Origin of the sequence: Streptomyces fractus, assembly GCF_049844455.1 — a bacterium.
GTDB lineage: Bacteria > Actinomycetota > Actinomycetes > Streptomycetales > Streptomycetaceae > Streptomyces > Streptomyces fractus.
In genome coordinates this window covers 8999313-9011896 of the sequence record NZ_JBMYHI010000002.1, presented here as the reverse complement: position 1 = coordinate 9011896, position 12584 = coordinate 8999313, and the positions used below count along the sequence as shown (strand labels likewise).

General features: G+C 71.1%; 9 protein-coding genes. 5 read left to right on the top strand and 4 right to left on the bottom strand.

What is annotated here, in order from left to right; genetic code table 11:
• Positions 1-98: 98 nt before the first annotated feature.
• Positions 99-1352 (top strand): amidohydrolase, encoded by a 1254-nt coding sequence (locus ACP4E5_RS43070; RefSeq protein ID WP_425839710.1) that lies wholly within the window; start codon positions 99-101, stop codon positions 1350-1352.
• A gap of 28 nt (positions 1353-1380) precedes the next feature.
• Here ACP4E5_RS43070 and ACP4E5_RS43065 read toward each other — a convergent pair whose 3' ends face one another.
• Positions 1381-1896 (bottom strand): DinB family protein, encoded by a 516-nt coding sequence (locus tag ACP4E5_RS43065; protein ID WP_425839708.1) that lies wholly within the window; start codon positions 1894-1896, stop codon positions 1381-1383.
• Between the two features lie 206 nt (positions 1897-2102).
• Positions 2103-3845, bottom strand: a complete 1743-nt coding sequence (locus ACP4E5_RS43060) for a phosphatidylglycerol lysyltransferase domain-containing protein (RefSeq protein ID WP_425839705.1) — start codon at positions 3843-3845, stop codon at positions 2103-2105.
• A gap of 167 nt (positions 3846-4012) precedes the next feature.
• Here ACP4E5_RS43060 and ACP4E5_RS43055 point away from each other — a divergent pair, with 167 nt between their 5' ends.
• On the top strand, positions 4013-5224 hold the full coding sequence (locus ACP4E5_RS43055) for an alpha/beta hydrolase (RefSeq protein ID WP_425839702.1): 1212 nt from the start codon (positions 4013-4015) through the stop codon (positions 5222-5224).
• A 269-nt stretch (positions 5225-5493) separates the two neighbouring features.
• Here the strand turns inward: ACP4E5_RS43055 and ACP4E5_RS43050 are convergent, their stop codons facing one another.
• On the bottom strand, positions 5494-6801 hold the full coding sequence (locus ACP4E5_RS43050) for a glycosyltransferase family 4 protein (protein ID WP_425839699.1): 1308 nt from the start codon (positions 6799-6801) through the stop codon (positions 5494-5496).
• A gap of 249 nt (positions 6802-7050) precedes the next feature.
• On the opposite strand from ACP4E5_RS43050, the gene ACP4E5_RS43045 reads away from it, so the two are divergent.
• Both ACP4E5_RS43045 and ACP4E5_RS43040 read left to right on the top strand, forming a co-directional pair.
• On the top strand, positions 7051-7737 hold the full coding sequence (locus ACP4E5_RS43045) for a response regulator transcription factor (RefSeq protein ID WP_425842110.1): 687 nt from the start codon (positions 7051-7053) through the stop codon (positions 7735-7737).
• Between the two features lies 1 nt (position 7738).
• Entirely contained in the window at positions 7739-9205 is a 1467-nt protein-coding gene (locus ACP4E5_RS43040) for a sensor histidine kinase (protein ID WP_425839696.1), read from the top strand.
• Between the two features lie 23 nt (positions 9206-9228).
• On the opposite strand, the gene ACP4E5_RS43035 is transcribed toward ACP4E5_RS43040, so the two are convergent.
• Complete coding sequence (locus ACP4E5_RS43035) at positions 9229-10713, bottom strand: glycosyltransferase (protein WP_425839693.1); 1485 nt, start codon at positions 10711-10713, stop codon at positions 9229-9231.
• Positions 10714-10939: 226 nt separating this feature from the next.
• Between ACP4E5_RS43035 and ACP4E5_RS43030 the strand changes: the two genes are divergently transcribed.
• The gene (locus ACP4E5_RS43030; protein ID WP_425839690.1) at positions 10940-12415 is read left to right on the top strand and encodes a DUF6056 family protein; all 1476 of its coding nucleotides are present in this window, start codon (positions 10940-10942) and stop codon (positions 12413-12415) included.
• Positions 12416-12584: the final 169 nt, after the last annotated feature.

Here is a 12584-nt window from a genome sequence, read left to right as displayed (position 1 = left end):
GCTCGCGCTCGCGGCGGCGGAACGGGCCGCCCTTGCGCCGCTCTCGCCGCCCCGGTGGGTGACACTGAACCGACCATACGGAGTGGAGAGGTTGGATCATGGCGCACGCGGTTGTCGCAGGGCTCGACGGGATTCGGGACGAGCTGGCCGACCTTTACCGGGACCTGCACGAGCACCCGGAACTGTCACTCCAGGAGGTGCGGTCGGCCGGCCTCCTCGCGCGGCGGCTGCGGGACGTCGGCGTCGACGAGGTCGTCGAAGGCGTCGGCACGACCGGGGTGGTCGGGGTGGTGCGCAACGGCGAAGGGCCGGTGGTCATGCTGCGCGCCGACTTCGACGCGCTCCCGGTGGAGGAGAAGACCGGGCTGCCCTACGCCAGCGTCGCCCGCGCGGTGGACCGCGAGGGCAAGGACGTGCCGGTGATGCACGCGTGCGGGCACGACATGCACGCGACGTGCCTGATCGGAGCGGCGACCCTGCTGGCTCGGACGCGCGATCAGTGGCGCGGCACGCTGCTGCTTGTCCTCCAGCCCGCGGAGGAGCTGGGGTGTGGCGCCCGCGGCATGGTCGACGACGGGCTGTTCGAGCGCTTTCCCGTGCCGGAGGTCGTACTGGGCCAGCATGTGGGGCCGCTGCCCGCCGGGTTCATCGGTCACGGCAGCGGCCCGGTGATGGCCGCGTCGGACTCCCTCGATGTCACCCTGCACGGTCGCGGCGGGCACGGCTCGCGCCCGGAGGCCGCCATCGACCCGGTCCTGATGGCCGCCCATGTGGTCACCCGGCTGCAAGGTGTCGTCGCCCGCGAGGTGCCCCCGGCCGAGACGGCGGTCGTCACGGTGGGCCGCCTTCAGGCCGGCACGAAGGACAACATCATTCCCGACGACGCCGAGCTGGGCATCAACATCCGCTCCACCACGGCGGCCACCCGCGCCCTCCTCCGCTCGGCGACCGAGCGCGTCGTCCGGGCCGAGGCCGTGGCAGGCGGTGCCACCCGCGATCCCGACCTCGCCTGGACCGGGAGCGTTCCCGCCCTGGTCAGCGACCCGGACGCCACCGCGACCACGCTGGCCGCGTTCGTCGGCCACTTCGGGGACCAGCGCATCATGCCCATGCCGCCGGTCAGCGCCAGCGAGGACGTGGGTGTGTTCGGCGAGGCGCTCGGGGTGCCGACCGTCTTCTGGTTCTGGGGCGGCCTCGACACCGGGACCGTCCTGGCCGCGCTGCAGGCCGGCAAGCTCGACGACCTCCCGGCCAACCACTCCCCGCACTTCGCCCCCGAGATCGAGCCGACCCTCAGCACGGGTGTGGAGGCGCTCACCGTCGCCGCGCTGACCTGGCTGGGCACACCGTGACGTGGGGTGTCCACGACCGCGGGACCGGCTAGTAGTACCCCTTCGCCCCGTCGATCAACTCCCGCACGATGTCCGCGTGGCCTGCGTGGCGTGCGGTTTCCTCGATGAGGTGGATGAGCATCCAGCGCAGATCCAGCTCGCCGTCGCCGTACTTGGGGTGGCGGCCGGTGTCGTCGAGGGAGGCCGTGGCCACGATCTCGTCGCTGCGGGCGCACTGGGACTCGTAGTCGACCAGGAGTTGCTCGAGGGGGACGCCGTCGGTGCGCCAGTCGGGGTCGTCGTCCGATTCGCCGAAGGCCGGGTTCCGTGTCTCGTCGCCGCCGAGGAACAGCACTTCCAGCCAGGTGTGTTCGACCCAGCGCATGTGGCTGATGAGACCGGCCATCGTCATCGCCGGTGATGTCGGGACGACGCTGCGGCGCGCGTCCTCCTCGCTCAGTCCTTCGCACTTCCATCGCAGGATCCGGCGCTGGAGGTCGAGCCATCCGATGAGCGCTGTGCGCTCGTCGGCCTGGAACGGCGGGCGTTCGAGTGTAGGGGCCATGCCCGTCGACGCTAGCGTGCCGGATTCCCGGATGTCCCCAGGTTTTCGGTCGACGTGAGGGACCGTCAGGTGCGTGTAACACCCATCGTCCGATCGGCGCAGTCCCAAGAGGGGGCTCCCCGGCAGTCGGCGGCCGGGGAGCCCCCATCGGTGTCACGGCTGGGGCCGCCCGAACCGCACGACAGGTGCTGCGTCCAGCCCTCCCCCTACGTCCAGGCCCTGCGCACCTTCGGCTCGTCGCGGGTCTGCGCGGAGCGGTGGTGTGCCCATTGGCGTAGGCGTTCCGCGGGTTTCGGCAGCACGACGAAGGCTTCGGCCTGAAGGCATGCCCAGCTGATGCGCGGGAGGTCGCGGGCGGTCGGGTAGACGACGAAGCGGGGTTGCCACTGCGGGCGGAACTTGGCGTTGAAGCGGTACAGGGACTCGATCTGGAACCAGCGCGACAGGAAGACGAGCAGCCCCCGCCACCCCTTCAGGACCGGCCCCGCACCGATCCGCTCGCCGCGCGCCAACGCTGCCCGGAACACGGCGAAGTTGAGCGAGACGCGGGCGATCCCGAGGCCGGGTGCTTCACGCAACGCGGCGACGATGAGGAGTTCGTTGAGGCCGGGTTCCGCGGTGCGGTCGCGGCGCATCAGGTCGAGGGAGAGGCCGTCCTCACCCCAGGGCACGAAGTGCAGGAGCGCGCGGACGTGTTGGGTTCCGTCGGCGTCTTGCTGGTGGGCGGTGACGACCACGCAGTCGCTGTCGGCGCGGTCGCCGAAGCGGCCCAGCGCCATGGAGAATCCGCGTTCGGTGGCGCTGCCCCGCCAGGCCGCGGCGGCCTCCCGCAGTTGCTGCTTCTCGTCGTCGGAGAGCTCGCGCACGCGGCGTACCCGGCATGAATAGCCGCTGCGTTCGATGCGGTTGACCATCTGGCGTACGTTGCGCATGGAGCGGCCCGCGAGGCTGAAGTCGGCGCAGTCGACGATGGCCTCGTCGCCCAGCTCCAGGGCTTTGAGGCCGCCTTCGCGCATCCAGATCTGGGCGCCCAATTCGCTGCAGCCCATGACGGCGGGCGTCCAGGCGTGCCGGGCGCACCGGTCGAGGAACTCCTTGATGGCGCCGGGCCAGGCCTCCGGGTCGCCGAGGGGGTCGCCGCCGACGACCGCGACTCCGGAGACGACGCGGTAGGCGACGGCCGCCTTCCCGGTGGCCGAGAACAGGACGCCCTTGTCGCCGCGGAGCGCGAAGTAGCCGAGCGAGTCCCGTCGCCCCTCGCGTGCGAGGAGGGCGCGCACCCGTGCGTCGCTGTCGCCCGGTTCGAGGCGGACGGGGCGCAGCGCCAGGTAGACCGTGGTGGAGGCGGTGAGCAGTCCGAGGGCGAGCAGGGACATGCTCACGGCGTCGCCGATCCGGTCGTTGTCGTACGTGAGCGGGCCCGCCATGCCGACCAGGCCGTACGCGACTTGCTTGATCCGGTCGACGAGGGAGATGCCGTGACCTGCCTCGTGGTCGGCGCGCACGCCGACGATGAGCAGGCCGAGGCCGACGCTGATGGTGCCGAGCAGCAGCAGGTTCCCCAGGGCGCGGGCGCGCCCGCGTGGATCGCTCAGGGCGCGGAACTCGCCCCGCAGCAATACGAGTGCGGCGCACAGCAGCGCGGAGACGGCGGCCGCGACGAACGCGTGGTGGCGCAGTGCCTGCACCAGGGCGCTGACGGCGAGCAGGGCGACGGCCGCCTCCCACGCGCGCCGTTTGCGGCGCCGCAGGCCGCGCGCGAGCAGGACGAGGAGGACGCCGGAGACCAGAGCGGCGGCGCGTGCCACGTCTTCGGTGAGGCCGGGGACGTAGGGCGCGAGGCGTTCGATCCGGCTTGCGCGCATGTGCGGTGAGACGGCCGTCGCGATGTCGACGAGCCCGATGAACAGGCAGGTATGACCGGCGATGGCGGCAGGGCGAGGTGTCACGGCCGCTGAGCGTAGGCCCGCCAGTCATCAGCGGAGTAAGGGCAGGTGAGGAGGAGGGTAAGAATGTGCGGCGCCGCCAACCCGGCTCGGCGTCCGGGCCTCTTTCCCGGTGGAGGCTGCCGCGTGGCGGCTTTTTGCACACGACCCCGGGGAGGGGTGGAGGAACGATGGGCCTGACGGGCCGGCCGGTGGAGTGCGCGACGGCGTTGCTGGCGCTGATGTGCGTGGGGGTCACGGTGTGGGCATGGCCACGGCTGGCCCGGCGCGGCACGGTGGCCGTGCTGGGCCGACTCGGCGTCATCGTGGTGACTCAGCTGGCGCTCCTCGCGGCGTGCGCGGTCTCGGTGAACGCGTACTTCGACTTCTACGGCTCGTGGGGCGAGCTGCTGGGCCATGTCCCCACCACACCCGCGCGGGTCACGGACGGGGGTGTCGGGCCCCGTGTGTACGCGGGGAGCGGTGGCCTCGTGCGGCCCGCCGGGCCGCAGGGCCTCGACCAGGTGCCGGGGCTGCCCGCCGGGCCGCCGGGGAAGGCGGGACGTGTCGAGTCGGTGCGCATCTTCGGGCGGCGCACGCATGCCATCAACCCCGCGTTCGTGTACCTGCCTCCGCAGTACTTCCAGCACCAGTACCACCGGCAGCGTTTCCCGGTGATGGTGGCGATCAGCGGCTACCCGGGCGGCATCATCAACCTCGCCCGGTTCCTCCATGTCCCGCAGACCGCGGGCCGGTTGGAGGCGTCGGGCCGTATGCAGCCGACGGTGGTGGTGATGGTCCGGCCCACCATCGCGCCGCCGCGCGACACCGAGTGCGTGGACGTACCGGGCGGCCCGAAGGCGGAGACGTTCTTCACCAAGGACCTGCCCGAGGCGCTCAAGTCCGCCTACCGGGTGGGGCACGACGCCAGTGCGTGGGGCGCGCTCGGTTACTCCTCGGGCGGCTCCTGCGCCCTCCAACTCGCCTTGCGCGACCCGCAGGTGTACTCATCCGCGGCCGCGCTGTCCGCCGACTACCGGGTGACCGACGACCTGACGACCGGCAGCCTGTTCGGGAGTGGGCCGGACGCGCGGCGTCGCCGGCTGGGACACGATCTGGTGTGGCGTCTGCGGCATCTTCCGGTGCCGCGGGTGTCGGTCCTGGCGGCGACCTCCCGGCAGGGCGAGCCGGGCTACGGGCCGACGATGCGGTTCCTGAAGGCCGTCAGGCCGCCGATGACATCGGCACGGATCGTCCTGCCGCACGGCAGCCACCACTTCACGACCTGGCGCCGGGAGATCGGCCCCGCGATGGAGTGGATGGGCAGGCAGCTGACGTTCCCGCAGGACACGACGCCGGGCACGAAGCCACACGGCTCGGCGCGGGCGGCGCGGGGGCGGTGACCCGGACATGGGTGCGGGGCGGGTGGTGGGCCGCCACCGACAGGTCGACCCACCACCCGCCCCGCGGAAGCTCGCGCCCACCGGCACGCGGGGGAGGGCGGCCATGATGGGCGCGAGCGGTTCGGGAACGGCCCGAGCGGACCCGGGCCGGCAGGGCCCGGGTCGAGCCGTCACACGCCCGTCAGCGTCCGTCCGGAGAGCGGCTCCGCGACGTCCAGGGCGAACGCCCGCAATACCCCGCAATACACAGACGAGGTGTGTCGGAGGAGCTACGGCAGTCGGGGCCGCGCGGCGCCCTGTGCGCCCGAGCCGCGGCGTCCACCGGGGGAAGCGCTGTCGCCGCCGGACGGCGCACCGCGCACCGAACGGGCCTTCCTGCGGGCCCAGTTGGCCGTACGTGCGGTGAACCGCTGCCAGGTGCGGGCGCGCCGGGACGCCCGGAGGTCCGCGAAGAGGGTGTCGTAGCGTTCCACGACCGGGGCCGGGTCGTAGCGGTGTGCGGACGCCAGGGCGGCAGCACTCATCTCCTTGCGGCCCGCCTCGTCGGCGATCAGGTCGAGCATGGACGCCGCGAGCGCACGCGCGTCGCCGACCGGGACGAGCCGTCCGTCGACGCCGTCGGTGATGATCTCGCCGGGGCCGAGCGGCGCGTCCGTGCTGATGACCGGGACGCCGCAGCGCATGGCCTCGACCAGGGTCATCCCGAAGGACTCGGCGTCGGAGGCGCTGACCACCAGGGAGGCGCGGGCGAACTCGGGCTCGATCGGCGTGACCGCGCCCATCAGGCGGGCCCGGCCGGTCAGGCCGAGGCCGGCGATCATCTCGCGCAGCCGCTGCTCCTCTCCCCCGGCGCCGTAGATCCGCAGCTCCCAGTCGGGTGCCTGCGCCGACACCGCGGAGAACGCCTCGAGGAGCAGGTCGTAGCGCTTGCCGGGGGCGAGGCGGCCCGCCGCCGCGATGATCTTCGACGTGCCGTCGGAGGCCGGGACGGGCACCGACGGCACGATGTTCGGCACGCACCGGACGCCGACACCGGGCAGCGACATCCGTTGCCGGTACACCTGCGCGTCCGCCTCCGTCATCGTCACCACCGCGTCGAGGGAGCGGTAGTGGTGGCGCAGGACGGCCCGCAGCTTCTTGCTGTGCGCGTCGTGCCGCAGGTGTTCCTGCGCGATCCGCAGTGCCCGCTTGGGGCCCCACATGGACAGGTAGACGTTGATGCCGGGCCGGGTGCCGATGACGACATCCGCGTCGCAGTGCTGTTCCAGGTACTCCCGTGCCCGCTGGTCGTGCAGGAGCGTGTACTGCTTGTAGCGTTTTTCGGCGGCCGGGAAGTCCTGCGCGGGCCTGCCGAACTCCGCCAGACGGGTGTCCTCGCTGTCCGCCCGCGAGTCCACCAGCGGTACGAGCGTGATCCGCGGGTCGACCGAGAAGCGGGGGTTCGCCCGGTGCCGTGACAACGAGACGATCTCCACCTCGTGGCCGCCGTGCTCGACGAGCGCGGCGGCCAGGTTGAGCGTGGTGCGCACCGTTCCGCCTATGGCGTACGCGTTGTGCAGCAGGAACGCGATCTTCATGTGCAAATGCCTTCCTCGGCGGGCGCACGGTGCGAGCCCGTACCGTTCCCGATATCACTCGACATCGGTGACAGCCTGCGTGCCGTGGGTAAGGGGGCCGTCCCCCGCCGGTGAGAGGCGGGTAAGAAGCCCTCCGGTCGGCGGCCGAGCGATCGATCCGGGCAGGCCACGGGGGGCAGACTGGGGCATGTGTCGCAACGAGCCGTTTCCCCAGCCGCCCCGTCGTCCGTGACGCCCGCCGCGCCCACGGTGCTGCTCGCCGAGGACGACCGGGCGATCCGGCACGCCCTCGAGCGCGCCCTGACCCTGGAGGGCTACACCGTCACCGCCGTCGCCGACGGCGTCGAGGCCCTGGCCGCCGCGCACCGCGCACGGCCCGACATCCTCGTCCTGGACGTGATGATGCCGGGCATCGACGGCCTCCAGGTCTGCCGCGTGCTGCGCGCCGAGGGCGACCGCACCCCGATCCTGATGCTCACCGCCCTCGTCGAGACCCCGGACCGGATCGCGGGGCTCGACGCGGGCGCCGACGACTATGTGGCGAAGCCCTTCGACGTAGAGGAGGTCTTCGCCCGGCTGCGCGCCCTCCTGCGCCGCACCACCCCGCCACCCGACGAATCCGGCGCACCGGCCGACCACCAGATCACCGCCGCCGACCTGCGCATCGACCCCGCCGCCCGCCGCGCCTGGCGGGGCAGCCGCGAACTCGAACTCACCCGCACCGAGTTCGACCTCCTCGAACTCCTCGCCCGTAACAGCGGCATCGTCCTCGACCACGCCACCATCTACGACCGCATCTGGGGCTACGACTTCGGTCCCGGCTCCAAGAACCTCGCCGTCTACGTCGGCTATCTGCGCCGCAAGGTCGACGAGCCCGAGGGCCCGCCCCTCCTCCACACCGTGCGGGGCGTCGGATACGTCCTGCGGGAGGCATGAGATGCGGGACCTCGAGGGCGCCGGGAGCGGCGAGGAGACAGGCGTTCCCGACGGCCGCCGCCGCAGGCGGTGGCGGGCCCGCAGCCTGCGCACGACGCTCGCCATAGCGTTCGCCCTCGTCGCGGCCGGTGTCACGGCGCTGGTCGGTGTCCTGTCCTACGACTCCGCCGCGCGGCTCGTCCGTGTCGACCAGGAGGCGGTGTTCGACGAGGTCGTGCACGACCTGCGCGCGCAGGTGCGCCAGCAGACCCTCACGCCCGAGGACTTCACCTCCGGCGATCCGGACCACGACGGCCCCCGCGACGATCTGACGCGCCCCGTCGGCACCGACGTCCAGGTCCTCGGCCCCGGCGGCACGATCATCGACAAGGGCAGCCCGCCGCTCCCGGTCGACTCCGGCGCCCGCCGGATCGCCGACACGAACACCGCCGGCACCCACATCGAGGACAAGGACGTACAGGTCGGCGACGACGAGTACCGGGTGGCGACGGTCGCGCTCGGCAATGGCCGCGGCGCCGTCCAGGTGGCCCAGGAATTCAGCGACACCGAGGACCTCCTGAAGGAACTGCAAAAACGCACCCTGCTGTTCGCCGCGGCCGTCGTCCTCGCGGCGGGCCTGTTCGGCTGGTGGCTGGCGCGCCGCATCACCTCACGCCTCGTCCGCCTCGCCGAAACCGCCGAACGCGTCGCCTCCACCGGACAGCTCGACGTCGCCGTCCCGGTCACCGGCCGCGACGAAGTAGGCAGCATGGGCCGCTCCTTCGACCGCATGCTGGGCCGGCTCGCCCGCTCCAAGGAGGACCAGCGCCGCCTCGCCCAGGACGCGGGCCACGAACTGCGCACACCCCTCACCTCGCTGCGCACCAACATCTCCCTCCTGCGCCGCATCGACGAACTCCCGCCCGCGTCCCGCGACGAGCTCGTCGCCGACCTCACCGACGAGTCCCGCGAACTGACTGATCTGGTCAACGAGTTGGTGAACCTCGCGGCGGGCCATCAGGACGACGAATCACCCGTCGAGGTGTCGCTCGCCGAGATCGCCGAGGACGTCGCCGTCCTGGCCCGCCGCCGCACCGGCCGCACCATCACGGTCCGCGCGGAACCCGACACGACGATCACGGGCCGACCCACCCAGCTCCAGCGCGCCCTGACCAACCTGGTCGAGAACGCCGCCAAGTTCGACCTCGACGGCACCACCCCCATCGAGATCGCCGTCACCCGCATCCCGGGCACCGGCGTCCGCATGGAGGTCCTCGACCGGGGCCCCGGCCTCGCCGAGGTCGACACGGAACGCATCTTCGACCGCTTCTACCGGGCCCCTGCCGCCCGCAGCAGCCCCGGCTCCGGCCTCGGACTCTCCATCGTGCGGGAGGTCGCGACCGCCCACGGCGGCGTGCCCTTCGCCGCACGACGCGAAGGCGGCGGCGCGGTCATCGGCTTCACCGCCCGCGAAGCGGCCACGGACTGAGCGGCGGGCGAAGGGCCCTCGGCTCACAGGTTCTGGTGCTCCTTCTGTCTCACGACGTCAGCCGAACTGTCCGTCATCGGCGGCCAGTTGGGCTCCTGCTGCCGGGCGGGCTCGCTGCCGGAGTCGATGGCCCAGCGGGCGATCACGAACGAGAGGGGCGTGGCCAGCACACCGGCGAGCAGCGCCGTGACGTTCTTCCCCATCCCCAGGGAGTGCACGCCGAGGTAGAGGAGCATGCCGCTGAACACCAGGTTCACGAGGCTCGACAGGGGGAATCGGAAGAAGCCCCGCCAGGTCGGCTTCGTGCGGCAGGTGAGGTAACTGTTCAGTAGGAAGGAACCGATGACGCTGACCATGAACCCGATGACGTGGGCTACCAGATACGGGATCAGGCGGTTCAGCGACACGTACACGGCCATATACACGGCCGTGTTGACAATTCCGATCAACCCGAAGGTCACGAACTGCCGAAAGGTACGAAGGGTGGCCTTTCCGCGGGCCGGGTCCTTGGGTCGCACGATCGTATCGACGGTAAGCGGAGGCTCGATTCCGGAGGCGGCGGCGCAGCTTTCCCCCAGTGCGCTCTCTTCGGTCTCTCGCACCACATAAGGCGGGCGGCGCTTTGTCTCGCCGTAGATGCGGCCGACGTATTCACCGATGACGCCGAGGGTGGCGAGCTGGATTCCACCCAGGGCCACAATGGCGATCAGCAAGGTGGCGAATCCGGGGACGTCGACTCCGTGCATGACCACATCCGCGGCGATCCACAGGGCGTACGCGAACGCCGCGAAGGCGAGCCCCAGGCCCCCGTAGATGACCAGCCGCAGCGGTCGGCCGTTGAAGGAGATCAGCCCGTCGATGCCGTAGTTGAGCAGCCGTCGACCGCCCCATTTCGACCGGCCCGCCGCGCGGTTGACATTGTGGTAGGTGAAGCTGACGGTGTCGAAGCCGATCCACGAGAAGATGCCCTTCGAGAACCGGTTGGCCTCCGGCAGGGCGAGCACCGCGTCCACGGCGCGGCGCGACAGCAGCCGGAAATCCCCCTCGCCGTCGACGACGTCCACGTCCATGCAACGCCCCATGGCCCGGTAGTACGCCGAGCTGACGCTCCTGCGCAGCAGCCCTTCGCCGGAGCGGTCACGGCGGGCGACGACCTGGTCGTAGCCGTGTCGGCGCAGTTCCAGCATCCGGTAAAGCAGCCCTGGAGGGTGTTGCAGGTCGGCGTCCATGAGGGCCACGGACTCACCGCAGGACATGCGAAGACCCGCGAGCATGGCCGCTTCCTTGCCGAAATTCCGGCTGAAGGACGTATAGCGAACACGCTTGTCCTCTGCGGCCAGGGCGCGCAGTTGGGCGCGGGTGGTGTCGCGGCTCCCGTCGTCGACGTAACAGATCTCGAAGGAGCGCCCCGTCCCTTCCAGGACTTCCATCAACGCACAGTGAAATGTGTTGATCACTTCTTCCTCATTGAAGCACGGCACGACAACTGAGATCTGACACGCTTCCATTCGCCACCCCGGCAGGTGTGAGTCCAGCATTTACGACCAGGTCACCACCATGACGCATCAGGTCAAGACAACGGTAAGAAGGCTGGGCCGAACGCGCCGAGAGCCACCCGTGCCGCGATATCTTTCGATCAGGCCGACCTGCGGAACCGCTCGCCGGCCGACCGCAAACCGTATTTTCGTGTAGGGAAACATTCTTCCCGACGCTCAATGGGGAAGGAGGCAGCCTGTGGTGCACGCACCGGAGAAGGCTGTTCAGGACCGGCACACCGACGACGCTGCCGGACCACGGGCGGCATGGTGGCGGACGGCCGCACCGCTGGGACTGCTCTCCCTGCTGCCGATCGCCGTGTTCGTCTACGCGGCGTGGAACGCCCGCCTCGTGCGTACCGGCGGGGATGACTGGTGCTTCCTGCCGGTGGCCCACCACGGCGGACTCTCCGCGATGGTGGGCAAGTTCTACCTCCACGACAACGGGCGGATCGTCAACGCCCTGCTGGTGTGGGCGTATGCGCGCTTCGGTGAGGCCGGTCAGCAGTGGTTCGCGCCGGTCACCGGTGCGCTCGTCCTCGGGCTCCTGTGGGCGTTCACCGTCGCCGTCCTGCGCGCCGCGCGGCTGCGGGCTCCACGGGGTGTCCCGCTTCTGGTGGCGTCGATGGTGACGGCCCTGTTCCTGTTCGGTTCACCCAACACCTACAAGACGTTCTACTGGCCTGCCGCCTCCGTCTCGCACACCTTGCCCCCGGTGTTCGCGTGCGCGATGGCCGTCCCCGTGCTGCTGGCGACGACGCGACGGGGCAGGGTGCTCGCACTGGGCGCCGTCGTCCTCGCGGGTGTGTCCCTGGGGCTTCTGTCGGAGGAGACGAGCGTCGTCACGGCGACCGTCCTGGGGTGTGCGCTGCTGATCAGCGGACGTGTCTTCCCCGAAGCTCGGCGGCGGTTCCTGCGCCTGTGCTGCGCGGCCGGTATCGCGAGCATCGTGATCGGCACGCTGATCCTCTACACCTCCCCCGGCGCCCAGCGCCGCCGGGAGCGCAAGCACGCATCGACGATGTTCACCCCCGACTCCCTGCTCGGCGCCCTGCACGGATTCGCCGAGATCTCCGCCACGCTGCTCACGACATGGTGGTACCTGGGAGCCGTCGTGGTGGGTGTCGTCCTGGGTGTGATGTCCCCCGGCCTCATGAGCCGCGCGTCCCTCACGAAGAGGCACGTGCCGGTCCTTCTCGCGGGCATCTGCGCGCTGTTGGTCGCCGGCTACGTGTGCACGGTCATCACGTACCCCGTGTTCAAGCACCACGTGGCGACGTCGACCCGCCTGTGGAACGACTACCTGCTGCTCTACCTCCTGCTCCTCGTCTACGTCGGCGCCCTCGCCGGGCACGCCGCGCGGGGCCGTGTCCGGCGGACGGCGCCGGTCCTGGCCGCCGGGGGTGTGCTGTACGCCGTCGTGTGCGTCGCCCTGGCGGTGTCACTCGCGGGCCTCGGGTCCACCATGCAGTCGCACGCCCGGGACTGGGACCGCCAGGATCGCTGGATGAGCGGTCAGGCCGCGGCCGGCGCTCAGGTCCTGCCGTACAAACGGCTTCCGCAGAGCAAGATGACGGAGCCGTTCCGTCACGGCGGGAAGGCGAAGTGGCCCGCTGCCTGCATTGCCAGGTACTACGGCGTGCAACACATCAAGCAGGCCCACGAGTTGCCGTGACTCAGCCCGCCCGGCCGGCGTGAGGAGTCGTCGGGCGCGTTCCAGGACCGGCTTGTCGACCATCTGGCCGTCGACGGTGGTGACCGCGTCGCCCGCGGCAAGTACGGCTCGAGCCCAGGACAGTTCGGCGTCGGTTGGCGTGAACCCCGCGGCGACGGACTGCAGTTGG

Coding starts and splice junctions, on each gene's coding strand:
- ACP4E5_RS43070 (WP_425839710.1), top strand. CDS start 99: ATGGCGCACGCGGTTGTCGCAGGGCTCGACGGGATTCGGGACGAGCTG.
- ACP4E5_RS43035 (WP_425839693.1), bottom strand. CDS start 10,713: ATGGAAGCGTGTCAGATCTCAGTTGTCGTGCCGTGCTTCAATGAGGAA.
- ACP4E5_RS43050 (WP_425839699.1), bottom strand. CDS start 6,801: ATGAAGATCGCGTTCCTGCTGCACAACGCGTACGCCATAGGCGGAACG.
- ACP4E5_RS43055 (WP_425839702.1), top strand. CDS start 4,013: ATGGGCCTGACGGGCCGGCCGGTGGAGTGCGCGACGGCGTTGCTGGCG.
- ACP4E5_RS43040 (WP_425839696.1), top strand. CDS start 7,739: ATGCGGGACCTCGAGGGCGCCGGGAGCGGCGAGGAGACAGGCGTTCCC.
- ACP4E5_RS43065 (WP_425839708.1), bottom strand. CDS start 1,896: ATGGCCCCTACACTCGAACGCCCGCCGTTCCAGGCCGACGAGCGCACA.